The sequence below is a fragment of the Saccharicrinis fermentans DSM 9555 = JCM 21142 genome (genome assembly GCF_000517085.1).
Taxonomy (GTDB): Bacteria; Bacteroidota; Bacteroidia; order Bacteroidales; family Marinilabiliaceae; genus Saccharicrinis; species Saccharicrinis fermentans.
Genome location: NZ_KI912107.1, coordinates 2,195,659 through 2,220,942, shown reverse-complemented (window position 1 = coordinate 2,220,942; position 25,284 = coordinate 2,195,659). Strand labels below are relative to the sequence as shown.

Below are 25,284 nucleotides of genomic sequence, written 5' to 3'. Positions count from 1 at the left end.
AATAAGCACATGAGAAGAAATATAGTAATAGCACTTTGTTGTACAATGGTTTTTGCAAGTTGTGATTTGTTGGATATTACACCTAAACATGTGGTGTCAACAGAAAAAGCTTTTGATGATGTGGAATCATACAGGATGGCATTAAATAATGTTTACCTTACATTGACATCGTCTGTGATGAATATGCAAACCACTGATTATGCATCTGATGATTTTAAAAATGTGATTAGTGGGTATGCTGCCTCTAATTACTATGTTTATAATTGGGATTATCAGTCTCAACCACAGCCATATATATGGAGCTATCAGTACCAGTTGATTGCGCGTGAAAATGTATTGATAGATAATTATGGTATTGTTCCGGCTGAGAATGAGGCCAACCAGGATGAGATTGATCAGATATATGCCCAGGCCTTGGGTTTAAGAGCATGGTCTCTATTTAATATCGTTCAAATTTATGCACCACACTACGATGGAAGTAATGGAGGAGAGGAGGGGATTCCTTTAAAAGTACATCTGGAACTGGAGTATTTACCAAAGTCTGATCTGGAGGAGGTGTATAACCAGATATTTGGCGACCTGGAAAAAGCCGAGACCTTGCTCACAGAGAGTGCATATTCACCGTCATCATCAGATAAAAGTTACGAATTTGGTTTGGATGCGGTGAGAGCCCTGCGAGCCAGAGTCGCCCTTTTTATGGGCGATATGGAAACCGCACTGGAGGCTTCCTCCCATTTTATTGATACCGAATTATTGGATAAAGAGGATTATTGGATGTTATGGGAAGATCAATTTGGTTCGGCCAACAAGGAAATACTGTTTATGACCCATGATCTAAGCGATACGGATGATGCGGAATTGATTGATTATCATGAGATATATGAAAATAATGGCGTGCTTTTGAGTGATGAACTGGTCAATAGTTTTGGTGAGGATGATATACGAAAAGAGTCCTCTTATATCAATGCCAATCAAGTACCTTATAAATACATAGTGCCAGTAAATGAGAGAAATAGTCAAATAGATCGTAATTTACATTACAAGCATTTTCGTTTGGCTGAGCAGTACTTAATATACGCTGAAGCTGTGTTACAAAGTGATCCTGATGAAGCCATGCGTATTTTAAATGTACTAAGGGAAAAAAGGGGGGCTGAATTACTGACTACTAGACCTGATAAATTGGAAATACTTAAAGAGCGTAGAAGAGAGTTGTTTTGTGAAAGTCTTCGTTTTTATGATTTAAAACGTTTGTCCTCTGAATTAAACCTTGTGGTAGAAAGAGCAAACGGTAGTGTATTAACAGCTAATTCACCTCTTTATGTATGGGATGTTCCCAAAGAAGAGACGAATTCTAATCCGTATATCTTTTAAATAAGTAGATAGCACAGGTAAATTTCTTTTTTTAATAAAGAAGTTGTCAAGAAGCGCAACGTCTTTATGCGATGAATGAAGTATTTTGAGTATATGAAACGAACATGAATTTTAGCATTCTAAAATACACACAGAAGAATGATTAAAATTTATCGGGAGTTCCATATGACCATTGAAAGATAAATTTAAACATATGAAATGAGCCATGGAAATTGTTTCGCATATAAGGGGATGGTTAATCCTAGCGAGTTCAATATGGCCATTGAAAACAAATAGAAACATATGAAATACATATTGATATTATTATTGGGGATAGGGACTTTGGAGGCCTGTGAAAACCCATATGAGGAAGTGTCCAAATCAAAAACATATGCAGGGGATCCTTTTGTGAGTTTAAGCTCGGAGCAGGCCACTATTAAGTTGGGTGTCAGTGAAAGTAGTAATCATACCATGGAGGCAGGTGTGTTTAAAGATAGTTTGGTGTTGAGTCATGTGCTTGAGGATGATTTATATGTGGAACTGGAAATGGTAGAGGATGAATCATTGGGTGACCTGGATACACATTTTACTTTTCAGGAAATAGTATATATAGCGGCGGGAACCAACTACGGTTATTTTGATGTAAGTGGATTAGATATTCCTGAGGATGATATTAGTAAGTATAAATTGGCATTACGTATTAAAGAAGTAAATATTGAAGGCGTTATTGCCGGCTTGTATGGTATCAAAAAAGAAAATGAGGAACGTCAAAAACGTTTTAAGGCTTACTCATTTCAGAATTAAAAGTGATTAGTTTTTTATTAAAAGGGGAAACCCATATCTTAAATGTTACGATGATGAATAAATTTAATTGGTTATTTGCTCTTTTGATAGGAGCGTTGGTAAGTTTCACAGCATGTGATGATGATGATGAGTTAACTGCTGAAGAGCTAGAAGCAAAACAAACGGAAGAATTATTGGAAACAATTTCTGCTAATTTTGATGATATTGTATCCAAGCAATGGGCTTATAAAGAATTTGTGCCATCTGATGATATGTTGACTGCATCGCAAACCGAAGATGGATATGTGGCGCGAACAATTATCATAAAAGCAGAACAGGTTTCTAATTTTAATATGGTATTGTCCTTTACTAAAGATGCTGATGTGTATGCTACGGATGTTGCAGTGAATGTACCTGAAGCCGACCTGGTGGCAAAATTGATTGCCTATCAGGATGCTATCGCCGGTTTTGAGGCCGGATTCTTGTATGATACGCAAGAATACTATCTGTCGAGTATTCGTCGTGTGATTGCTGCTCCTTTTTCAGCAGATGACGATGCTATTGAAGATATCGTAGATGAAGAAACAGGAGAGTGTATTTTGGAAATCACCCCAGCAGACTTCTCTGCATTGGGATATGATGATTTAGTGTTGTCTCAGAAAAAATTGATCGCAGGTAACAGTGATAAAGTGTACTTGAATGAGGATGGAACCCTTACTGTTGAAGTGACCAGCGAAGACTATGGTGTTTCAAAATACATCTATAGTGAAGTAACAGAATAACAAAAGGTTATTATAAATGTGTCAGAAAAGAGGCTGTCTTAAACGTAAGACAGCCTCTTTGTTTTAGTGTGCCGTGTATGTTAACTAACTAGATGATGCAAGTTCATTATGGGGGTTTGTAAATCTCATTTAATAGGCTTGTTATCGTGAGGTCAAAACTGATAATGCTTTACATTGGATGATTGTTCCCCCCATTCTTTAAATTGTGCCAACGACCATTCTTTTCTACTCTCTCTTGTGTTCTCTTGTATAGTTTTAACCAGTACCCTACTTGTAAGACGCTTAAAATCACTCAATAGAACCTCTGATTTTAATCCATCCGTACTCCTAAATATTAAATACATATGATTACTCATGATACGCCAAGCATAAATCTCCATACCTTTATGTTTCTGACAATAGCCCCGGGGCCAGCGTTGGAGAGAAGCTTGATGGTGGCGAGTTGTTAAGTTATTGAAGTTGTTAGCTTGTTAGGTCGTTAGGTTGGCGAGTTGGTAAAGTCGTGGAGTTGTTGAAGTTGTATTTCTCATTTAATAGATATCTTCCATTCGTATATGGAACTATCAGTAAAAGATCGCAGGGCAGGCCAGAACAATAGCCGTGGCCGGCGGTGGCGAGAAGTTATAACCCGGAAAATACATTAGAAAATCTATTACACGTTGAAATGACTTCAAAAGAAGTCCCTTCGTTACTTTTCTTCAACTCACCATAGCTGGTGCTATGCCTCGTCTCAGAAAAGCCTTCTTTTATTGCCATTTCAACGCTCATAACGAAGTTCTAATACATCATCCGGGTTTCTGGGCGCACTTGAGGTGGTAGTGCGGTTGGCCTAGCGCGAAAGAAGTGTGTGCCGGCCGGAAAGATAACCCAAAAGCTGCATTAGAAAATCTATTACGAACTAAAATTGTTGCCAATCAAGTCGCCCGCTAACTTGTTTCAATTCACCATAGCAGGTACTATGCCTCATCTCAACAAGATATTGATTAATTGTATTTTAAGTATCATGACGAAGGTCTAATGCATCATTTGAATTTAATGTTTGTTTTTTTCGGTAAAAAGTTTAAATTTGGTTGACCAATCAAATGGTTGACTAATTGCAGGTGGGCACGAGTTTTGTTTTTAAATTTTTTATGAAGACAATTAGTAGGATTGATTACGCTTATTTAAATTTTTTTTTAACTGTGAAAGGAGCCATCATAAAGTATTTCACAAACACAGGTGAATAAGTAGTGTTGGCGAGTTTCATATGACCATTGAAAGATAAATTTAGACATATGAAATATCAACTACGAAAGAAACATCAACTACGAATTTGGATGCTTGTATTGTTTTGTGCCCATTTTAATTTCTCAAAAGCGCAAACGATTATTGAAACTTCTTTTGAAACTTCAGATTATTCAACGGGTTCACTTTCCGGACATAGCTGGAGTATGGACCAAGGCGGAATGGCAAATGTGGTAAGCACTGCCTCCTATGTGCATAGTGGAATGCAAGGACTTCGTTTGTATTCAACCTCTGAGGGGGTGGAGTTGAATCACGAAGCATACGACAAGCACACCACTGGTTTATCAGGAACAGTTTACCTAGATATGTGGGTCAAACTGCTTAGTTCCGCGAACAACGAAGTTTTACAAATAGCGGCATATGACTTATTACCCAATGGAAGTGGCAGGCGTTCGCTCCTTTTTGAGTTTAATACTTCGGATGTGCTTAGAGTTTATAATGGTAGTTCTAAAATCGAGGTATCTTCGGCTTATTATGTCATTGGAGAATGGACACGGCTTTCTGCTAAAATTGATTATTCCACCTTAACATGTGAAGCTGCTGTTAACGGGAATGTTATAGATGCTGCACTTAGTTTTAGAGATAGCTATGACGCATCTTCCATGGGACGTAGTGTTGATGTTAAGGAATACCATGCATTGAGGGTTAATTACGATACAGACACTAAAGATATTGCGATTGATGATGTATATGTAGGAACTACCGTTATTTCGGATATCCCTTTTTCTTCACCTTCCACAACCAGAACCGTTACCGTAAACCAACCCGAGTATGCAACCATTACTATTTCTCCGCAGAAAGATAGCTATGAAGTGGGTGATGAAGTAAGTGTTTCTATTGTGGTAGATGAACATTACCAATTTAGTGGGTGGACTGGAACTTTGTCCGGGAACTTAAATCCAACCTCTTTTACGGTAGATGTAAATGCAACTATTGGTGCAACTGTGGAAGTGGATCCTATTAATCCGCCCAATGAATTTACTATTGTAGTTAATCAAACTACCGGAGGAACAGTTAGCCTTTCTCCTTCAGTCGGACCTTATTACGAAGGGAGCACGGTCACCTTGGTTGCCGCTCCAGCGATTGGTTATGCTTTTAGCGCCTGGAATGGTATATCAGGAAGTAGTGCAGAACAAACTATTACGGTTGCAAGCGACCTGGAGGTGAGTGCTGTATTTACAGAGGTGACCAATGAAGGAAGAACGATTTCGGTGGCCAATGCTTCTCAGTTGGAAGATGCTTTGGATGATATGCAACCTGGTGATCATATATTGCTATCTGATGGTTTATATGAAGGGGTGAGTACTAGCTTAAATACCTTGGGTGGCACATCGGCTGCACCGGTAGTTATTGAAGCTGAAAATCAGGGAATGGCTATGATTACAGGAGATGCATATTTTTCTTTGAAAAATTGTGCATACATTACTTTTAAAGGTTTGTATTTTGATGTAGCAACTTATACTTTGTTTAAGTTGCAGGGGTGTAATCATATACGTATTTGTTATAATGTATTTAAGAATGTGGGAGATGGAGGTTCAAAACTTATTTTAATTGGCGATGGTTGGGATAATACGGAGTGTGTTAGTCATCATAATAGGATTGACCACAATTTGTTTGATGGAAAGTATGACCAGGGTGCGTGGGTGGTTATAGACGGTAGTCATGGAGGTACCCCTCAGGTTTCCCAATACGATCGTATTGATCATAATCACTTTAGGTTTAACCAAAACCGCGCTACCAATGAAAAAGAAACCATTCGTATTGGTATGAGTGATTTGTCGTTAAGCGCTGCTTTTTGTACGGTTGAGAATAACCTCTTTGAAGAGTGTGACGGTGATCCTGAAATTATTTCAGTGAAGTCATGTGATAACTATATTCGTAATAATACTTTTTTAAAATGTTTAGGGACTGTTTCGTTGCGTCATGGGGATAGAACAGAAGTGAGTGGTAATTTCTTCTTAGGACAAAATAAAACTGCTGAATTTGAAGGTAGTACCATTGGTTGTGGTGGTGTGCGTGTGTATGGTAAGGATCATAAAATCTTTAATAACTATTTTGAAGGATTAACCGGCTCACTGTGGGATGCGGCTTGTACATTGACTTGTGGAGATGCCTATAATGAAGGTGTTACCAATTCGTCGGACTTAACTAAGCATTATGTGGTTGAGAATTTAGAGTTTACGCATAACACCCTAGTCAATAACGCTTCTGATATTGAAATCGGTTATAGAGATGACTGGGGAAAAGCTCCTATCAACTGTTTGATAGCCAATAATATTATTGTTCAAAATTCTAATCAGGTGGTGACTGTTAAAACGTCAGGGAAGGAGTCGGATATTCACTTTGCGGATAATATTATTTACATTTCAGGTACAGGAATTTGGGGAGATATTGCATTTGCAGATAACGAAGCGAGTAACATCGATCCATTATTGGAACGTTCTGATTGTCGCGCTCCTGCCACTCATTGTGATGTTCTTTTGCCTACACAAATTTATAAGCTTACCAGTAATAGTCCTGCAATTAATGCCAGCACAGAAAATACTTTTGTTTATGTGACAGCGGATAGTGAAGGGCAGCCTAAGATAGGATTAAGAGATTTGGGTGCTGATGAATACAATGGTGTAGATGAAATAAGTAATGGTGTATTGGATGCCTCTTATGTTGGTCCCAATGCTGTGCCTTTTGTTGAATCAAATACGCTAACTGCTTTACCTTTTTTATATGAAGATGCTTTGGATTTAATGATATATCCAAATCCGTTTTCGGGCTCTGTTCATATCTGTTGCGATGGAAATGGGCTTGTTTGTATCTATAACTTAGCAGGACAATGTGTAGATCAGTTTGAAATAGCTGATTCTTATGAATGGACTGCACCAGAAAAAGGAGTGTATCTTGTTGTTGTAAATAGAAAAGGTAAAATCGATAGACTTAAAATATTGGCGCAATAATAGATTTAATTACTCAAGTGCTTTGCGTGCCCCTGTGAATAAAGTGTGAATGTATGATAAAAAGTGTTATTTTAAAGGAAGAGTCCTTGTTTCAATGGGGACCCCTTCTTTAAAATAAAAACTTATCACTATCTTGTAGCGTTAAAAAAATCCATCAACATAAAAGTAATATTAGTAATGAAGTATTTTTCAATGAAAGGTTGGGCTTGGGCTACACTCGCTGTTTTGGCAGGATGTACACCATCCACTAAAAAAGAAGAACTGCAGGTCCCAAATCTGTCTGCAGAACTATTAAACACAGAAGTTTCTCCAGGGGATGACTTTAATGCCTATGCCAATACCCACTGGAAAAAGGCAAACCCTATTCCGGATGATAAAAGTCGTTATGGAAAATTTGATGCGCTGGAGGAAGATAATAAAGAGCGGTTAAAAACGATCTTTGAAGAAGTAACACAAGCAGATAATCAACCTGGTTCCATCGCACAAAAAATTAGTGATTTTTATAAATCAGGAATGGATACTGCCAGTATAGAAAAGGAAGGGCTACAGAATATTTCTTTTTTATTGGATAAAATTAGTGCCATAAAAACAATAGATGACATCGTGCCGGTGGTGGCTTTTTTGCATAGCTATCAAATCTATCCGTTTTTTGCCATGTATAGTAGTGCAGATCCCAAAAATAGTAATATGACCATTGCTGATATTTATCAGACAGGATTGGGATTGCCAGATAGAGATTACTATTTTCAGGATGATGAGGCATCTAAAGAAATTCAGGATGCTTACAGAGCTTATATAGCCAAAATACTCGCATTTTCGGGTGTTGATGAAGTAAATGCCGAACTATATTCTACACAAATATTTGAATTGGAATATGCCATGGCCAAGCTTTTTTATTCCAGAACGGAAAATAGAGATCCTTTTTTGACATATAATAAAATAAAAGGAAATGAATTGGAAGCTAATTATCCTGGTTTTGATTGGAAGAGTTATTTCAGTGGTTTAGGAGTTGAGCGACCTCAAGAGCTGAATGTGAATCAGGTGAAATACCTTAAGAAATTGGGTGTGATTCTTAAAAATAATTCTCCAGAGACGATCTCTAACTATTTGAAAGTGCTTACCATCCGTTCTTTAAGTCCATATTTATCTTCATCATTTGTAAATGCTCGGTTTGAATTTTATGGTAAAGTAATTCAAGGAACACAAAGCATGGAAGCACGTTGGAAAAAAGTGCAGACTGCAACAAATGGAGCATTGGGTGAAGGAATAGGACAGCTATTTGTTCAAAAATTCTTTCCGGAAAAGGCAAAAAAAAGAATGGAAGTTTTGGTCGCTAACTTAAGACTTGGTTTTAAACAACGTATTGAGCAATCAGAATGGATGAGTGAAGACACAAAGGTGGCAGCAATAGAAAAATTAAATGCTATCCATGTCAAAATAGGATATCCTAGTAAATGGAGAGATTATAGCAAGCTGGAAATTAAACCAGATTCATATGTTCAAAATGTATTGGCTTCCAATCGATTTGACTTTGCCTACGATATGGATAAAATTGGAAAGCCCGTGGATAAAGATGAGTGGCATATGTTTCCCCAAACAGTGAATGCTTATTACAACCCATCGGTTAATGAAATTGTTTTCCCGGCAGCCATTCTTCAACCTCCATTCTTTTATATGGATGGTGACGATGCCGTAAATTATGGTGCTATCGGAGTTGTTATTGGTCATGAAATGACACACGGTTTCGACGATCAAGGATCTAAATATGATAAAGATGGAAATTTAAACAGCTGGTGGTCTCCTAAGGATTCGGCTAATTTTGCGACCCGTACTAAAGTGTTGGCTGAGCAGTTTAATCAATTTCCAGTGAAAGATACTTTGTTTGCCAATGGTGAATTTACTTTGGGTGAGAATATTGCCGATTTAGGGGGATTGAATATTTCTTATGCCGCCTACCTGAATGCCATAAAAGATAAAGAAGTGCCCATGATTGGCGGCCTCAATGATAAAGAACGTTTCTTTTTGTCGTATGCTAATATCTGGGCACAGAATATTAGAGAAAAGGAAATGATTCGAAGAACCAAAACAGATCCGCACTCATTGGGTAAATATAGGGTGAATGGACCATTGCCTAATATTCAGGCGTTTTATGATGCTTTTGATATTGATGAGCAGGCAAAAATGTTTATTCCTAAAGATGAAAGAGCCATTATTTGGTAAGAGCACAGATAAAATAGTATAGAAAAAGGGTTCGCCAAAACGGTCGAACCCTTTTTTCGCTTCAATACACTTTATGAAGTTTTCATTGTAATGCTAATTTAATTCATATCATTCTCCTCACTGATATATTGTCTTTTATAATCAGAAGGCGACACTCCTATTTCATTTTTAAAACAGGTCCTGAAGTATTTCAAATCAGAGAATCCTACCTCGTAGGTGACATCAGCTACCGAATATCTGCCAGTAGAAAGTAGTTGTGCTGCCCGTTTTAGGCGAATAGAACGGATAAATATTTTGGCCGTTTTTCCGGTTAAGGCCTTGAGTTTTCTGTTTAATACAACCTTTGATATTCCATATTCAGTAGCTAATTTTTCTACCGTAAGCTCAGAATCACCTATTTTTGATTCTATGATATGTAGTATCTTGCCCAAAAATTTCTCATCCATTGAAGTAGTAGCTATCTCGGAGGGACTTACTTCAATTTTTCTATGGAAGTTATTCTTTAGTTTTTCGCGTTTAGAAAGCAGGTTCTCTATTTGTGCTTTTAATACCTCCAAATCAAAGGGTTTTGAAACGTATGAATCTGCTCCCAGAGTGTAGCCCTTTATGGTATGTTCTCTGCTTGTTTTTGCAGTTAGTAATATTATGGGGGTATGACTGATGTTTACATCCTTTTTAATGGCCTTACACATTTCAAAACCATCCATTTGGGGCATCATCACGTCGCTTACGATTAACCCTGGGTTTTCGTTCCTGCATTTTTCTAATCCTGCTTCACCATTCTCGGCATCTATAATATGGTATAAATCGCTTAAGCTTTCTTTGATAAAACTTCTGAGTTCTTCATTGTCTTCAACAATTAACAAAGTTTCCTTTTCCTTGTTGGTATCCAGTTTACTATTTTTTTCTGGATGGCCAGTCTTATTTATGTTAAGCCAAATGGTATCTTCAATATGTTCAAAGCTTCCGTTCTCAACAATTTCTTTTTTGTTTAAATGGTCTTTACCTTTGGGGAGTTCAACGATAAACTGGGTTCCTTTGTTTTCTTCGCTTTGCACGACTATATGACCTTTGTGCATTTCAACCAAGCCTTTTGTATATGCTAATCCAATTCCTGTACTACCATACTTTTTGTTCTCAATTTTATCTGCCTGATAAAAGCGTTCGAATACCTGATTTTTCATTTGTGCGTCCATCCCCACACCGGTATCTGAAACAGAAATGTAAACCTGTTTATTATCTTCGTTTATGTCAATGCTTATTTTACCTCCTGAGGGAGTGAATTTGAAAGCATTGGATAGAAGATTATACATTATCTTTTCCAGTTTTTCCGGGTCAATCCAAACAAGTATTTTTTGGTTGGAGAATGATATTTCAAAATCAATTTGTTTTTGATCTGCGTAAATTTCAAATGAGGTGTAAATATCTTTTATAAACTTAACCAGGTTCGTTTCACTGGCTTTTAATCGCATTTTTCCTTGCTCAAACTTCCTAAAGTCCATTAGCTGGTTAATTAAACGTAGTAGTACATTGGCATTGCGATAGATCATGTTGTGGATATGCTTTATCTTATCGCTGGACATCTTGGATTGATCACGTATTAATTTTTCAATGGGGCCAATAATTAAGGTTAATGGAGTGCGGAATTCATGGGATATGTCGGTAAAGAATTTTAGTTTCATCTGAGAGAGTTCTTGCACTTTTTCTTTCTCAAAACGTTCCATCAGTAAATGGTTTTTTTGTTGCACACCTATCAAGGTGAAACGTCGGAAGAATATTAATAGTACAACAATGGTTACGATATAGGCAAATAAAGCATATTGAGAAAGCCACCAGGGTGCAATGACTGTTATATGGATGGTTTTTGGGGCAGTATTCCATACTCCATCGCTGTTAGAGGCAAGTACTTTCAGTGTGTAGTTTCCGGGTTTTAAATTTGTGTATTTGGCAAACCGGGCATCCGATGTGGTTAGAATCCACTCTTTATCGAAGCCTTCTAGCATATATTTATACAGACTTTTGCGTGGGGCTGCATAATGTAGGCCGGCGTAATATACTGTAAAGCTATTTTCTGCATATTTGAGCTGCAACTCCTGCATCTCATTAATGTCTTGGCTTAACAAGATACGGCCATTTACGGTCTGTCCAATTTCAATGGGTTGGTTTAATATATCTAGCTGGGTAAATACTATCTGGGTAGCTGAGGTGTCTCTACTAATTTGACCAGGAAAGAATGAATTGAACCCTTTTACACCACCAAAAATCATTTCTCCATTCCTTCTTTTGTAACAGGCTAATTCTGAAAATTCGTAGTCCTGAAGACCATCATCGATGTCGTAGTTAAAAAACTTTTTATTTTTTATGTTGAATTTGGTTAAACCACCATTGGACGAAATCCAAAGTTCCCCTTTATCATCTTCTAGGATGCCTTTTATAACATTATTAGGTAATCCATCCTGGCTTGTATAGGTTTCAAAATAACCTATTCCATCCGGTGTTTCTTTATATAGGTTGAGTCCTCCTCCCATGGTTCCAATCCAAATATCTCCTTCCGTGCTTTCAAATACAGGAAGTATATAATCATGACTCAGACTCTGGGGATCATTGATATTATTTTGATAGGTGAAAAATTTGGGCTCTTGGTTGTACTTATGTTTTTGTTTAATCTTAACCAAACCATTGGCTGTTCCTATCCAAATATTTCCTTTGGAATCTTCGATCAGACTTCTGATAAGATTGGAGGGTAAGGAATAATTTTTGTCTTCTTTTTGGAAGTTGTCATGTTTGAAATGACCTTTGCCATCAGGGACTACTCTCCATAGGCCATCATCATAGGTTCCTAACCATAGGCAGCCATTGCTGTCAATTAGTATACTAAATACCGATTTTTGAACTTTAAAACCCCATTGCGAAATATCTATTTCGTGCCCGTTTTGGGTTGAGAAAGCCATTATTTTGTTGGGAAAACTGGTCCCTACCCACATAATGTTGTTAGCCGTGTCTTCTGCCAGACTGTATCCATGACTTGAAAAGTTTTCGACGCTTAAATTTTTGTGAATATAGCCCTGTGAATAGTTTTGCTTCTTTGAATACGGAAGGTAGTTTAAAGCTCCTCCATCGGTTCCTATCCATAGTCCTCCATATTTATCTTCACGAATACTTCTGATTTTATTGTGGGATAAACTACTTTTTGTGCTGTTTTTTTTATAATGTTTAAATAATTTTCGTTTGGCATTATATACGTTGAGTCCTCCTCCAAAAGTTCCAACCCATATTAAACCAGATTGGTCAATATATAAATCATTTATAATGTTCTTGGTTAAACCTCCTTTTTCTTCTATACTTTTAAAAAACCTTTTTATCTTGTAGCGGAGAGGCGATTTCTTAACCTTGGTGGCTAATATCACTCCGTCGTTGGTGGCAATCCATATTTGACCGTCTTTGTCTATTTCAAAGGCTTTACCACCTGTGACATTGAGAATTGGTGTAAATATTTGGGTGCTTTTGTTAAATAACTGAACTCCTTTGCCATTTAATATGAGCAGATCATTATTCCAGTTTATTATTCTGGATGCTCCTCTTTGTCCTTGGGGACCAAAGTAGGACTTGACAATTTTATAAGTAAAGGGATCTATTTTTCTGATTCCCTGTGTGGTTCCTAACCAAACATCTCCTTTCTTATCAAAGCATATATCTTTTAAATAACTAGATTGGTTTGAAATATGCTGATGGTGTATTTCTTGAAAGGGTAGAGGAATTATTTCATTAGTCTGGGTATTGATTATATTGATCCCATTGTGACTAATTATCCATACCTTATCATTGTGATCGGCCTTTATTCTAACAATCCGATTTGAATATAATAAATTAGGATTCTCACTTGTGTTTGAATATGAAGTAAAAATATTGTTGGTGACATCAAATTTGCAAACGCCATTGTCACTTGTTCCAATCCATAGGTTACCATTATTGTCTTCGGTTAAGCATTGTATAATATTTCCTGAAAGGCCATTTTCTTGTCTGGGTTGTTTTCTAAATATTTTAAAACGATAACCATCGTATCGGTTTAATCCATCATTGGTACCAATCCAGATAAAACCCCTACTGTCCTGAAAAATGCAGTTTATATCGTTTTGAGATAATCCTTCAATTGTGGTAAGATGTCTGAATTCATTTGCGTTCAATTCAAGTGTTGTCAGATATATCAACAGTAAAAAGTAAATTTTTTTTGCCATGTTTAATCATCAGTTGTTTTTCTTTCTTACAATATTATATCAATTTGTGAGAATATTTATAGTTTTTTAAGCTTATTATGTGTTCTGAACAATTTGTACCCTACTTTTCGTATCGTTATTAACCGAGTGGTTTTATTTATTCGTGGCATATTTGGTGATGAAACGAGTCATGGTATTATTTCACATACGGGGGAATCATTAATTTGGACGCGTTATATATGACCTTTGAATAATAATTGTCATCTAAAAAATATATCATTCATTAAGCGGATTTGAGCTTAGTAAATATTTATATGTTAATAATCATGCTCTGTTATTTATAAACAAACTATGCAAATTTCTAACGTTATTTCAGCTGTGTGTTTGGTTATGCTTGTTAATTACGGCTGCCAGACAGTCACCCATAAAACTAAGTCCGGTGATTTCATCATTTCATACCGGTGATTTTTGGAGCCGTATATGGGGTAGAGTAAGTTGGCAGGATAGTACTTACTTAGATCCTAATCATGATCATTCTAAATATGCAACGTCATTTTGAGTGGAAATCTACATGGTTTTATAATCCTGTTAACAAGCCCAAAGATGCAGGTACCTTGGTGGATATGACCAGTAAAAATGGTCGTATGTTGCTTAATGTGCCTCCTAAAGCAGATGGTTCTTTTGCACCAGAAATAACCAAGGAGTTATATGCGATGGGTAAGTGGCTAACTATTAATGGCGAAGCTATCTGTAATACGAGGCCATGGGTGTTTTTTGGAGAAGGCCCGACTGAAGTGACTCATCCAGGTCATCATGGACAAGGGAAACAACGCGGGGAGTTAATTCCTAAATACACAGCACAGGATGTTCGTTTTACACAAAATGGGAGCAAACTAAACTTGGACTGAAAGTGAAAATGCCAAGCGTGAAACCTTGCGACTTTGCTTATGTGATTAGAATTGAACGTTACTGATTTATTATAACATTTTTTAATTATATGAGGTGGTGAAATTTTATACTTTTGTTCTTTTAATACAGAGCGATTATGGAAAGCAGGATGAAGCTCGCACGCTTAAGTTTCGATAAATACTATCATTCTTTCACCGAACTTAGCATAGAACAAAAAGTAAATTTTGATCTTAAATACAAGCATTCTTATAGAGTAGCTGATGTGTGTGGGCAGTTGGCTGATGCGTTGGGTATTGGATCAGAGAGAAGGTTTATAGCGCTTATAATTGGTTTGTTTCATGATATTGGTCGCTTTAAGCAATTGTTTGAATTCAATACATTTAATGATGCCGTGTCTGTTGATCATGCTAGGTATTCTGTAGAAGTTTTACAAGAAAATAAATTTCTGGATGACTTAAATGAAATGGATATTGTTTTGGATGCCATTCGCTATCATAACAAACTAAAGGTGCCGATAGGTCTTTCTTCCGAGAGTTTGTTTTTTGCTAAACTAATACGTGATGCAGATAAACTGGATATTTTAAAAGTCATTACCGATCATTATACGACGCCCGAAAAAGAAAGAAACCAGGCACTTACATGGGAAATGCCGCAAGGTGAAGAGGTGTCGTCCAAGGTATTGGCGCAAATATTGGCTCATGAACAAATAGCCAAGGAAAATCTTAGAAACCAGTTGGATATTAAAGTGATGCAGCTATCGTGGGTTTTTGATTTAAACTTTAAGCCTTCGCTTAAAATATTAAAGGAAAAGGGTTATATGGACATTATTTATCAAACAATGCCTCAAAATGAACTGTCTTACAGAATCTACCACGAGGTAACTGCATATCTGGAGCGTTTGATTTCTAATCGGTCGATCTAGGCAAATAGCATTTGAATATTCTAATATGTGGGGGTATTCGGTGATTATATGGGTTAAGAGCTTCATTTATTTTTAAAAGATTCCGAAATAGGGTTGATAAAGTAGTAATCAGACAAAAACATGCAGGATAAGTGCAAAAAAATATGATGGCTTTACTTTATTTTTGTGAATACATTAAATAATACTATACAAATGAAGTTACAAACTATATTATTGCTAGCCCTTGTTGCTACCCTTCCGCTAGTAAAAAGCGATGCTAAAAAAAGCAAAAGACCTAATATTATTTTCATTATGGCTGATGACCATACCTCACAGTCGATAGGCGCTTATGGTGGGCGTTTGGCAAGATTGAACCCAACACCCAACTTGGATAAGTTAGCTTCGGAAGGGATGCTTTTTGAGAACGCATTTTGTAATAATTCCATTTGCTCACCCAGTAGAGCTTCCATTATATCCGGACAGTATTCTCAAACCAATGGCGTACTTGACTTGGACCATCATTTAGATGTGGATAAGCAATATCTCCCCATAGAAATGAAAAAGCTGGGTTATTCAACAGCCATCATTGGTAAATGGCACTTGGGTAATGAACCTGTAAATTTTGATTATTATAAGGTATTGCCGGTACAGGGTAAGTATTTTAATCCGGTATTTAGAGAAAAAGGAAAAGGTACATGGCCCAACAACCTGGTAAAGACCGAAGGACATTCATCTGATGTAATAACGGACTTAAGTATTGACTATCTGGAAAAGTTGGATAAATCAAAACCTTTTTTCTTAATGCATCATTATAAGGCCCCTCATGATATGTTTGAATATGCTCCTCGTTATAAAGACTACTTGGCAGACGTTGAGATTCCTGAACCTGCAAGCCTGTATAATCAGCCTTTCTTTGGTTCGGAAGCTACTCGTGGACGCAATGATAGTCTTCGCCATGTTATTGGAACCTCTATCTCACCCCGTAATACACAGCATAACCGCCATAGTAGTTATACCAAATTATTTTATGGGACTGTTCAAGATAAACAAATGGGTACTCATTTAGCCTATCAAAAATATTTGAAAGATTACTTACGCTGTGTGAAAGGTGTTGATGATAATTTAGGACGTTTGTTTGCCTATCTGAAGAAAGAAGGTTTATGGGAAAATACTGTTATTATTTATACTGGTGATCAGGGAATGATGCTTGGAGAACACGATTTTGCAGATAAGAGGTGGATGTACGAAGAAACAATGCGTATGCCATTTATTGTGCATTATCCTGCACAGATTAAAAAGGAACAGAAGACAGCGTTGCTAATTAATAACACAGATTATGCCCCTACGATGATCGAGTTAGCTGGAGGAAAGGCTCCTGAATATATGCAAGGCAAAAGTTTTATAAGTACATTGATGGGTAAAGAGGAAACGGAGTGGCGAGAAGCAACTTATTATCGATATTGGATGCATATCATTCATCACTTTGTTCCAGCGCATTTTGGTATTCGGACTAAAGATTATAAGCTTATTTTTTATTATGGGAAGCATTATCTACCGAAGGAGGAATTTGAATCGCATTATTGGGCGGATCGCTATAATGGTGTAGGACGCACTACTCCTGCAGCTTGGGAATTTTATGATTTGAAAAATGATCCGCAAGAATTACATAATAGGTACAACGACCCTAAATACAAAGAACTGATTGCTAAGCTTAAGGTTGAACTAAAAAGACAACGGGAAGAACTGAACGAAACAGATGAAAAGTATCCTGAAATTCAAAAGATAATAGATAAACATTGGAATGACTAAGCATATATAAAATGTTGAGTTTATTCTTGTAACCTACGATATCATAAAATCCTCTATGTCTATGGACATAGAGGATTTGTTTATTTTGATAGTGCTTTAACCAACCATAAAATTAGATAAAGACCTAATCCTGTTCCAAAAGCTAAAACAGATACAACAAAAGCAATTCGTATATAAGTGACGTTCCAACCCAATTTGTCACTAAGCCATTGTGATACTCCTAAAATCATAATTTTTACCTTTATTATAAATATTTATTTATTCGCATTGTGTATGAATTCTTTGGAGTAAACCTCCAAAGAAAGAATTTTGTTTGCAAGAAAGATAATAAAATTATAAAAATATTTTGAATTTTGGTCCGACGAGCGGGACAAAAATAAGACTATCTATTCATAAACAAGTAAATAACCCAAAAACCCCCGTTTATATCTACCATTTCTCCATTAACATTTGTTAATATTTCATCACTTTTACCTATGATTTAAAATTATATTAAAAGATGAAATGAGCCATAGGAATTGTTTTTCACACAGGAGGATGATTCATCTAGGCGAGTTCCATATGACCATTAAAAAATAAATTATATACACATGAAATCTAGATTTGTTTTTTTTGTATGCATATTTACTGCATTCTGCTTGGGGGTGAAAGCCCAGTCGTATAGTGGTGGAAAAGGTACTGTGGAAGATCCTTTTCAAATTGCAAAGACAAGTGATTTGATTACTTTATCAAAAACGCCTGCGCATTGGACTGGTAAAAATTTTATACTAACGGATGATTTGGATATGACGGGTGAGCTTTTTACTCCTATTGGGTCTACAAGCGCTGTCTTTACTGGTAATTTTTTTGGTAATGCAAAAACTATTTCCAATTTAACGGTTACACCGGTTCCTGTTTATAGTGAGGCAGATAAGACGGAGGTGGTTAGAAATGGGACGGGTTTATTTGGAGCCTTTAATGGTACATTGGAAAAGTTGGGACTTATCAATGTAAGTATAGATGTTAGTGGATGGCCCAATAGCTCTAAAGTTGGAGCGTTGGTTGGACAATTGGATGGTGGTATGGTATCTAAATGTTATAGTTTGGGTGGTACGATCAAATGTAGTGGAGGATGGACAGGAGGAGTTGTTGGTGTTTTATGGGAAGGAGGTGATAATAAAACGGTAGAGGATTGTTATTGCACTGCCAGTATTACTGCCAGTTGGCGGAGTGCAGGTATTGTTGGATGTACGAGAGGAGCATATACGATTAATCGTACCGCCTTTTATGGAAGCATAAACACAGGAACTGCCATTGTTGATATTCATAGTGATAAAGGAGGTATTCCCCCCACCAATTCAGTTTATGCTGCAAGCTCAGGGGGTACAGATTCTAATGCCTCTTCGCTGGATGACAATGCGATGCTTGATATTTTAAGCTATCCTACTTTTGATTTTGGTAATACCTGGGAAATAAGTGGCTCGGATGGTTATGCCATTTTAAGGAAGGTATATCCGGAACCTGAACTGTCTTTTGGGGAGCGCATCAGAACACAGAGGGTTGAGTCAAGTGATATCGTAGAGTGGAAACAGTTTGGACCAGGTATGTCTGGTTATAATGAGGAGTTCTGGTGTCATCCTACAGACCCGCATGTAATGTTTATGGGGCCTGATATGCATGTGGCTTATGGTTCATGGGACAATGGAAAGTCATGGCAAACCATTAAGGATTGTGATGGGGATGGATTGGATTTGGAACGTGTAAATGATATGACATTTTCAAAACGTGATCCTGACTTTGGCGTCGCTATTGAACGTAGAGGCAAGGTTTTTGTGACCCATGATATGGGACGAACCTGGAAATTGGTTTATACTATTCCTCATGGGGCAGAGAGTCCATGGTACAATGCACACTCCCGTGTGGTCATTGATCCTGCAGATGATGATACTTGGTATATCGGAGCCGGTGGATTCTGGGATGTAAAAGGAAACTGGCGATCTGCAGCTAGTCCACAGGGAACTCACCGACCTATATATGCTTATGGTTATATATTGAAAACTAGTAATGGAGGTGTGTCATTTGATAAAATAGCAAGCGATATATCGGACGATTTGGATGTGGGAAGAATCATGGTGCATCCCGAAAATTCAGATCGAATTCTGATTGCTACAGGACAAGGTATGTTCTTGAGTAAAGACGCCGGAGTTACTTGGAAACCAAGTAATCAAGGATTACCCAATAATCTGCCTAAGGATGTGGCGGAATATTATAATCCAATGACTAAAGAGTATATATTGTATACGGTAGAACAATCTGTATATAAAGAGAGTGGGAATACCATTGCTACGGAAGGTGGCGTTTTTAAAAGTATGGATGGTGGTGAGTCATGGACTAGTATTACGGGTAATTTAGGATTGGATTTTACGCAAATAACGAACACTACTTTTCGAGATAATTTTAACAAATTGGTAGCCTATTGGCTGGGTAAAGATAAGGGTGTTATTGCAGCCAAAGATTATCCAACCCAAACCTTGCAGGTATTCCGTCGATTGGTTGTGAATCCTAAAAATAAAGATGAAATTTACTTGTTTGCCAATCAGCGCCATGATAAATCATTTGGCCCCGGAGATATTTGGAAGAGTGCAGATGGAGGGCAAACCTGGAAAATTGTCACTCGGCATGGTACTTATTGGCAGCAGGGAAGCGATCAATCATATTGGGAAAGTAAAGGAATGGTTACGACGCCCAATGTTGAGTTTGCTCATTTACAGGCTTCATTGGATGAATCATTAGAATCATATTCTGCTTGTAGACATCTGGCCATTAATGCTAACGGCGACGTATTTATTGGAATTAATCAGCAAACACAGCGGTCAACGGATGGAGGAATATCATGGAAACAGATTGATGATGATGAGACTTTTCCTGGAAGTAATGCTTGGATAGGAAGAGGTGATAGTGATTTGCCGGGACGTTTTATTCTTTCAAATACAGGTATACCAGACCGACTCTTGTTATGTAGTGGTGAACATGGTCTGTGGCAAACTACTGATAATGGCGAATGGGAAGATAAAGATGCAGTGGCTGTTACACAGATTGAAGGACAAGTACATGATATCAATGGTAATCATGGTGCTCATTCTGTTTCTACTGTAGCTGTGCATCCGAATGACCCAAATACGATTTTTATATTGGCATGGCGCCAGGAACATAGAGGTTGGTTACGTAAAACAACAGATGGAGGAAAGACCTGGAATAATGTGGTTCAGATTTTTGATTCCAATAATGGTTCTTGGGAAGCAACAGCTAGTCAGTATTGTTTGAAGATTGATCCGGTAAATCCCGATAATATGTACTTCACGGCTATCTATAAACCTATTTCGTGTGGTACGAACTCTGGACCGGGTGAAGATTTGACGAAGGGAGAATATGGTGTTTATCGCTCAACGGATGGTGGAAATACCTGGCATGTTAGTAATGATTGGATACCGGAAGGTGGCAGTGTAAACAGAATAATTTTACATCCAGATAATCCTGAAGTGCTTTTTGCTGCGCTTAACCAATGGAGTAATAGTGATCCTTACGGATTATATAAATCAACAGACAAGGCTGTGAGTTGGACTAAGATGACTATTCCTTCAGCTATTAAGTCGGTAAATAATGTGTTTATAGATCCGGTGACTAAATATATGTATATTTCATGTGGAGCACGTACAGGTGATTATGAAGCTGGAGGTGTTTACAGGAGCAAAGACGAAGGGGACACCTGGGAGTTGTTTTTTGAAGCTCCCTATGTGTGGCATGTGGAAACTTCTCCTGTTAATCCGAATATTGTATTGGTTAATGCTGCGGGTCAGGTAGGTGGAGCATTCAAAAATCCGGGTTTTTATTTGTCGCAAGATGATGGAGAAAGTTGGGTGAAGATTAATAAAGGTATCGGCCAACCTGATAAAATGGTTGATATTGAACTGGATCCATATAATGAGAATGTACTTTGGAGTGCTGCTTGGGGATCGGGGTGGTACAAAGGTATGATAAAGACGAATGAGGTTAAAGCAGTATGTGCTGATGTAACTGTAAATATGGGAGATGATGTTACATTGTATGCGCATGGTTCCATAGGTTCTCAGTTGAAGTATACATGGACCGTTCCCGATGAAGTGGAAAATGCACAGATAGATAAATATAAAATTTCGTTTATGGCTCCTCAGGTAGATGAGGATACTGTTTTAACCTTAGGATTAAAGGTGAGTAATGATTTACACAGTGATGATTTAGATGTAAAGGTACATGTGAAAAATATAAACACAGCGGTAAAATATCCTCAACGAGAAGGACTTGTATTATATCCTAATCCAACAGAATCTGTTTTGTTGGTGCATGGTGTGAGTGAAAAGGCTAACTATTCTGTTCTCTCATCATCAGGAGATACCTTGTTTACATCTGACAATGAGAGAATTAATGTGTCAGGACTAAGTGGTGGGTGTTATCTTTTGAAAATTGAAACTGACGATTTAATAACATATCATAAGTTTATAAAAAAATAGGTTCTCGCTGTCTATCACAATGATAAGCACATGATTCTCATAGAGAAGACTTTTTCTTCTTTATGGGAATTTTGTGTTTTATACATGTGTTGTAATTTTTCCAAAAATTACCACAGCTTAACTTTATGCAGGTTGTTTAAGCTGCATAATGGACTTAATTATTATTTTACGATTCAATCAATAATAGTGCATTTTTCACAAATGTGTACGTTAATACATGAAATTTCACAAATAAGACCTTCTTATTGCTGTACAGCCCTATTTTGTATCATTATTACCCATTTTTAGGTTTCGTCTATACCCTGTAAAACCTACCATTACCTTCTATTTTTAACATTGGATAACAATTAAACCCGGATGATGTATGAGAACTTTGGAATAGGTTTTCTAATGCATCTCCCGAAATAAATCTAAAAAGCGTGTTCATGTTTAATTGTAAATAATTAAAAACAGAATAATGAAGAAAAAAAATCTTAATCTAATGCGGGTCCGATCAGGAAAATGGCTATTGTTATTTGCTATAGGACTTGTCAGCATGAGAGCTATTGCTCAACCATTTAATGTAAATGGTGTAGTTACAGGTGCCGAGGATGGTATGCCTATCCCGGGAGTTAGTGTTGTAGTAAAGGGTACGGTCATTGGAACTATCACAGATATGGATGGAAAGTACCGCATTAAAGCAGAAAATGGGAATGTACTTGTTTTTAGCTTTATTGGTATGCAATCTCAGGAAGTGATTGTTTCAAAGCGTAAACATGATGTAAAATTAAAGATGGATCTTGTTAGTCTGGATGAGGTAGTGGCCATTGGTTATGGTACTCAGAAAAAAAAGGAGGTTTCAGGTGCTGTTGTTCAGGTTAAATCAGAAGACTTGGAAAAGATTTCTACTTCTGATTTAGGAACAGCTCTTCAGGGAGCTATTGCTGGGGTTAGTATACAGGCAAGTTCCGGGCAGCCAGGAGCTAACTCAAATATTCAGATTCGAGGAGTAAATTCTATTACAGGAGCCAATGCGCCACTTTTTGTGGTAGACGGTATTCCGCAAGAGGGAAATCCTCAATTAAGTAGTAGTGAGATTGCCAGTGTGGATGTATTAAAGGATGCTGCATCGTCGGCTATTTATGGTGTGCGTGGTGCCGGAGGTGTTGTTTTAATTACAACCAAAACAGGTAAGGCTGGCGAAATGAAAATTTCAGCAAATGCTTATTATGGTATCCAAAAAATTACTTCAGGTATTGATTTAATGAGTTTTGAAGATTATTGGTACCAGTTTATGGTCTTTCAGAATCAGTTAACACCAGGTTCCTATTCTGATTTAATTTGGACTTCCTTAGAAAATGGGCGTCAAAATTTCACCAACAATACAAGTATTGTAGATGTAATTGAACAAGATAATGCTAAAATTCAAAATTATAGCGTAAACATTTCGGGAGGTAAGAAAGATCTAACATATAATGTGGTGGGATCTTTTTTTGAACAAGATGGAACCTTGATTAATACAGGTTACGAACGTTTTAATGTACGTGCGAATACCTCCTATAAAAAGGGTAGATGGACCATTAAAACAAGTTTAGGTTTTAAAGTTGATGAGCAGCAATATGCCAGCGGCAATTTACTTTATGAAGCTTATAAATTTAAACCTTATCAAAGATCTGTGGATCCTGATGCCGTTTCTTTTTCTGATTCGGGAACTCAGACGGATCAACTACAAGTGGGTAATGTAATGGCCAAGCTTAAGCAAACAGATGTTCGAAATGGAGAAAGTTTTAATGGTAATGTGGACCTTAAGTTTGAATTAAGTAAAGGATTGTATTTGACAGGTAGAGCAGGCGTTAACTATGGAAATAATACCCGGGTGAAAATAAACCCTCTTTTTGAAGTATATGATACGGATGGGGAACTTGTTATCAACGCCAATACTCGTTCTGGAGTTAAAAATACAAGCGATAGAAGTGTGAGATCTACTTTCGAAGCAGGTGTTAACTACACGAAGAAATGGGGTGAGCATCAAATTAATTTTCTGGCAGTGGCATCCAGTGAGGAATTTGAATACACGACTTTTTATGGACAAGGAAAGGATATTACCAGTAATGAAGTCGCTGTGTTGGAACAAACAACAGCAGAGCCTTCTATAGGTTCGGGAAGTGATAAAACCAGAACTTTGGTTGGCTTATTGGGGCGCGTTCAGTACAATTATAAGGGAGGTCGCTATAACCTGAGTGTGAGCGCCCGCCGTGATGGCTCATCGAAGTTCGCTTCAGGTTACCAGTGGGAAATCTTTCCTTCTGTTTCCGCCAGTTGGAATGTGGCGGATGAACCTTTTTGGGAAGGTATGTCTAATACCATTAATGGATTTAAAATAAGGGCCTCGTTGGGTACTGTGGGTAATAATAATATTCCTGATTACCAGTACGCGGCAACCATAAGCTCTGGTTTTGATTATCCTTTTGGAGCTGATGCCAATCCGTATTTAGCATTGGGGCAAATACAAACTGGATATGCTAACCCTAATGTTTTTTGGGAAACCTCGAAACAAACCAATGTGGGTGTTGACTTAGGACTATTGGATAATAGATTGTCTTTTAATGCAGACTTTTATAATACAGAAAAGGTTGACTTATTATTTCCATTATTAGTGCCAACTGGGGCAGGTGCCGGTGAAAACCAAAATGTATATCTGAATATTGGAGATATGAATAATAAGGGGATAGAACTGGCAAGCAGTTTCCGTCAACATGGTAAGTTCAGTTGGAATGTGGGGGCTACTTTTACTAGAAATGTGAATGAAGTCAAGAAAATGCATAATTCAAATCCAATATCTTACTTTTCTAATGGTAATGTTATAAGTGTTAGTGGTAACAATGATAAGCTTACTGTGATAGCTGAAGGTTACGAAGCTGGTGCTTTTATGGTGATGGAAACAAATGGTATTATTAATACGGAAGAAAAATTAGCTGAATACCAAAAGATAGAGTCCGGAGCAAAAATGGGCGACTTAATTTATGTGGATCAGAATGGAGATAAGGTATTGGATGAAAGTGATCGTGTATACGGAGGAAGCGGTACTCCGGATTTTGAAGTTGGATTAAATATGGGGTGTGATTATAAGGGCTTCGATTTTTCTATGCAGTGGTTTGGTGCCTATGGACAAGAAGTGATAAACGGATCTAAAATTTATGCTTATACTACTGGTACTCATAAAGATTTATTGTATCAATGGTCAGATGACAACCCATTGGGCGTTATCCCATCAAACCGCAGTGGTAGTCATGATAATTATAGAGGATATGCTGATATATGGGTGGAAGATGGCTCTTTTATCCGTTTACGTAATGTGACATTAGGATATAGCTTACCTAAGCAAATTATTCATAAAATGGGAATCTCGAAATTGCGTTTATACGTGGCCACTGATAACCCTATTACATTAACAAAATATAGTGGTTACGATCCTGAAGTGGGAGGTGATGGCTTGGCAACAAGAGGCTTGGATAAAGGTAATTATCCGATTAGTTCTCAATACAGAGCCGGTATTCAAATGAATTTTTAAGGGAA

At 37.3% G+C, this 25,284-nt stretch carries 13 protein-coding genes and 1 pseudogene; 10 read left to right on the top strand and 4 right to left on the bottom strand.

Features of this window, described 5'->3' with window-relative positions:
• Positions 1–9: 9 nt before the first annotated feature.
• The 3 genes from CYTFE_RS0108645 to CYTFE_RS0108635 all read left to right on the top strand — a co-directional run bounded on the left by CYTFE_RS0108645 (position 10) and on the right by CYTFE_RS0108635 (position 2,915).
• Complete coding sequence (locus CYTFE_RS0108645) at positions 10–1,371, top strand: RagB/SusD family nutrient uptake outer membrane protein (protein ID WP_044262684.1); 1,362 nt, start codon at positions 10–12, stop codon at positions 1,369–1,371.
• Positions 1,372–1,653: 282 nt separating this feature from the next.
• Positions 1,654–2,154 carry a hypothetical protein gene (locus tag CYTFE_RS0108640; protein WP_027471477.1) on the top strand — a complete coding sequence of 167 codons (501 nt, stop codon included), beginning with the start codon at positions 1,654–1,656 and terminating at the stop codon, positions 2,152–2,154.
• 50 nt (positions 2,155–2,204) lie between these two features.
• A complete protein-coding gene (locus tag CYTFE_RS0108635; RefSeq protein ID WP_027471476.1) occupies positions 2,205–2,915 on the top strand; it encodes a hypothetical protein in 711 nt (236 codons plus the stop codon).
• Between the two features lie 152 nt (positions 2,916–3,067).
• On the opposite strand, the pseudogene CYTFE_RS25705 reads toward CYTFE_RS0108635, so the two are convergent.
• Positions 3,068–3,346: pseudogene (locus CYTFE_RS25705) on the bottom strand (transposase); the annotation flags it as partial.
• A 190-nt stretch (positions 3,347–3,536) separates the two neighbouring features.
• Positions 3,537–3,683, bottom strand: a complete 147-nt coding sequence (locus tag CYTFE_RS29910; protein WP_154665640.1) for a hypothetical protein — start codon at positions 3,681–3,683, stop codon at positions 3,537–3,539.
• A gap of 506 nt (positions 3,684–4,189) precedes the next feature.
• On the opposite strand from CYTFE_RS29910, the gene CYTFE_RS0108625 reads away from it, so the two are divergent.
• Entirely contained in the window at positions 4,190–7,150 is a 2,961-nt protein-coding gene (locus CYTFE_RS0108625; RefSeq protein WP_027471475.1) for a chondroitinase-B domain-containing protein, read from the top strand.
• A gap of 177 nt (positions 7,151–7,327) precedes the next feature.
• Positions 7,328–9,370: a M13 family metallopeptidase gene (locus CYTFE_RS0108620; RefSeq protein WP_027471474.1), complete on the top strand. Its 2,043-nt coding sequence runs from the start codon at positions 7,328–7,330 to the stop codon at positions 9,368–9,370.
• Positions 9,371–9,468: 98 nt separating this feature from the next.
• Here the strand turns inward: CYTFE_RS0108620 and CYTFE_RS0108615 are convergent, their stop codons facing one another.
• On the bottom strand, positions 9,469–13,605 hold the full coding sequence (locus CYTFE_RS0108615; protein ID WP_027471473.1) for a hybrid sensor histidine kinase/response regulator transcription factor: 4,137 nt from the start codon (positions 13,603–13,605) through the stop codon (positions 9,469–9,471).
• A gap of 521 nt (positions 13,606–14,126) precedes the next feature.
• On the opposite strand from CYTFE_RS0108615, the gene CYTFE_RS0108610 reads away from it, so the two are divergent.
• From CYTFE_RS0108610 to CYTFE_RS0108600, 3 genes are all read left to right on the top strand, one after another.
• The gene (locus CYTFE_RS0108610) at positions 14,127–14,492 is read left to right on the top strand and encodes an alpha-L-fucosidase (protein WP_027471472.1); all 366 of its coding nucleotides are present in this window, start codon (positions 14,127–14,129) and stop codon (positions 14,490–14,492) included.
• Between the two features lie 137 nt (positions 14,493–14,629).
• Positions 14,630–15,415, top strand: coding sequence for an HD domain-containing protein (locus CYTFE_RS25700; RefSeq protein WP_052343096.1), 786 nt, complete (start codon positions 14,630–14,632; stop codon positions 15,413–15,415).
• 192 nt (positions 15,416–15,607) lie between these two features.
• Positions 15,608–17,203 (top strand): sulfatase family protein, encoded by a 1,596-nt coding sequence (locus tag CYTFE_RS0108600; protein WP_027471471.1) that lies wholly within the window; start codon positions 15,608–15,610, stop codon positions 17,201–17,203.
• An 80-nt stretch (positions 17,204–17,283) separates the two neighbouring features.
• On the opposite strand, the gene CYTFE_RS29390 is transcribed toward CYTFE_RS0108600, so the two are convergent.
• Positions 17,284–17,433: a PspC domain-containing protein gene (locus tag CYTFE_RS29390; protein ID WP_081735952.1), complete on the bottom strand. Its 150-nt coding sequence runs from the start codon at positions 17,431–17,433 to the stop codon at positions 17,284–17,286.
• Positions 17,434–17,793: 360 nt separating this feature from the next.
• On the opposite strand from CYTFE_RS29390, the gene CYTFE_RS29385 reads away from it, so the two are divergent.
• Positions 17,794–21,729: a T9SS type A sorting domain-containing protein gene (locus tag CYTFE_RS29385; protein ID WP_081735951.1), complete on the top strand. Its 3,936-nt coding sequence runs from the start codon at positions 17,794–17,796 to the stop codon at positions 21,727–21,729.
• 457 nt (positions 21,730–22,186) lie between these two features.
• Positions 22,187–25,279: a SusC/RagA family TonB-linked outer membrane protein gene (locus CYTFE_RS0108585; protein ID WP_044213173.1), complete on the top strand. Its 3,093-nt coding sequence runs from the start codon at positions 22,187–22,189 to the stop codon at positions 25,277–25,279.
• Positions 25,280–25,284: the final 5 nt, after the last annotated feature.

What these genes read in the sequence shown, in the direction of transcription:
- CYTFE_RS0108645 (WP_044262684.1), top strand. Translation starts at nt 10, where the DNA reads ATGAGAAGAAATATAGTAATAGCACTTTGTTGTACAATGGTTTTTGCA.
- CYTFE_RS0108600 (WP_027471471.1), top strand. Translation starts at nt 15,608, where the DNA reads ATGAAGTTACAAACTATATTATTGCTAGCCCTTGTTGCTACCCTTCCG.
- CYTFE_RS0108625 (WP_027471475.1), top strand. Translation starts at nt 4,190, where the DNA reads ATGAAATATCAACTACGAAAGAAACATCAACTACGAATTTGGATGCTT.
- CYTFE_RS25700 (WP_052343096.1), top strand. Translation starts at nt 14,630, where the DNA reads ATGGAAAGCAGGATGAAGCTCGCACGCTTAAGTTTCGATAAATACTAT.
- CYTFE_RS0108585 (WP_044213173.1), top strand. Translation starts at nt 22,187, where the DNA reads ATGAAGAAAAAAAATCTTAATCTAATGCGGGTCCGATCAGGAAAATGG.
- CYTFE_RS29910 (WP_154665640.1), bottom strand. Translation starts at nt 3,683, where the DNA reads ATGAGCGTTGAAATGGCAATAAAAGAAGGCTTTTCTGAGACGAGGCAT.
- CYTFE_RS0108640 (WP_027471477.1), top strand. Translation starts at nt 1,654, where the DNA reads ATGAAATACATATTGATATTATTATTGGGGATAGGGACTTTGGAGGCC.
- CYTFE_RS0108635 (WP_027471476.1), top strand. Translation starts at nt 2,205, where the DNA reads ATGATGAATAAATTTAATTGGTTATTTGCTCTTTTGATAGGAGCGTTG.
- CYTFE_RS0108610 (WP_027471472.1), top strand. Translation starts at nt 14,127, where the DNA reads ATGCAACGTCATTTTGAGTGGAAATCTACATGGTTTTATAATCCTGTT.
- CYTFE_RS29390 (WP_081735952.1), bottom strand. Translation starts at nt 17,433, where the DNA reads ATGATTTTAGGAGTATCACAATGGCTTAGTGACAAATTGGGTTGGAAC.
- CYTFE_RS29385 (WP_081735951.1), top strand. Translation starts at nt 17,794, where the DNA reads ATGAAATCTAGATTTGTTTTTTTTGTATGCATATTTACTGCATTCTGC.
- CYTFE_RS0108620 (WP_027471474.1), top strand. Translation starts at nt 7,328, where the DNA reads ATGAAGTATTTTTCAATGAAAGGTTGGGCTTGGGCTACACTCGCTGTT.
- CYTFE_RS0108615 (WP_027471473.1), bottom strand. Translation starts at nt 13,605, where the DNA reads ATGGCAAAAAAAATTTACTTTTTACTGTTGATATATCTGACAACACTT.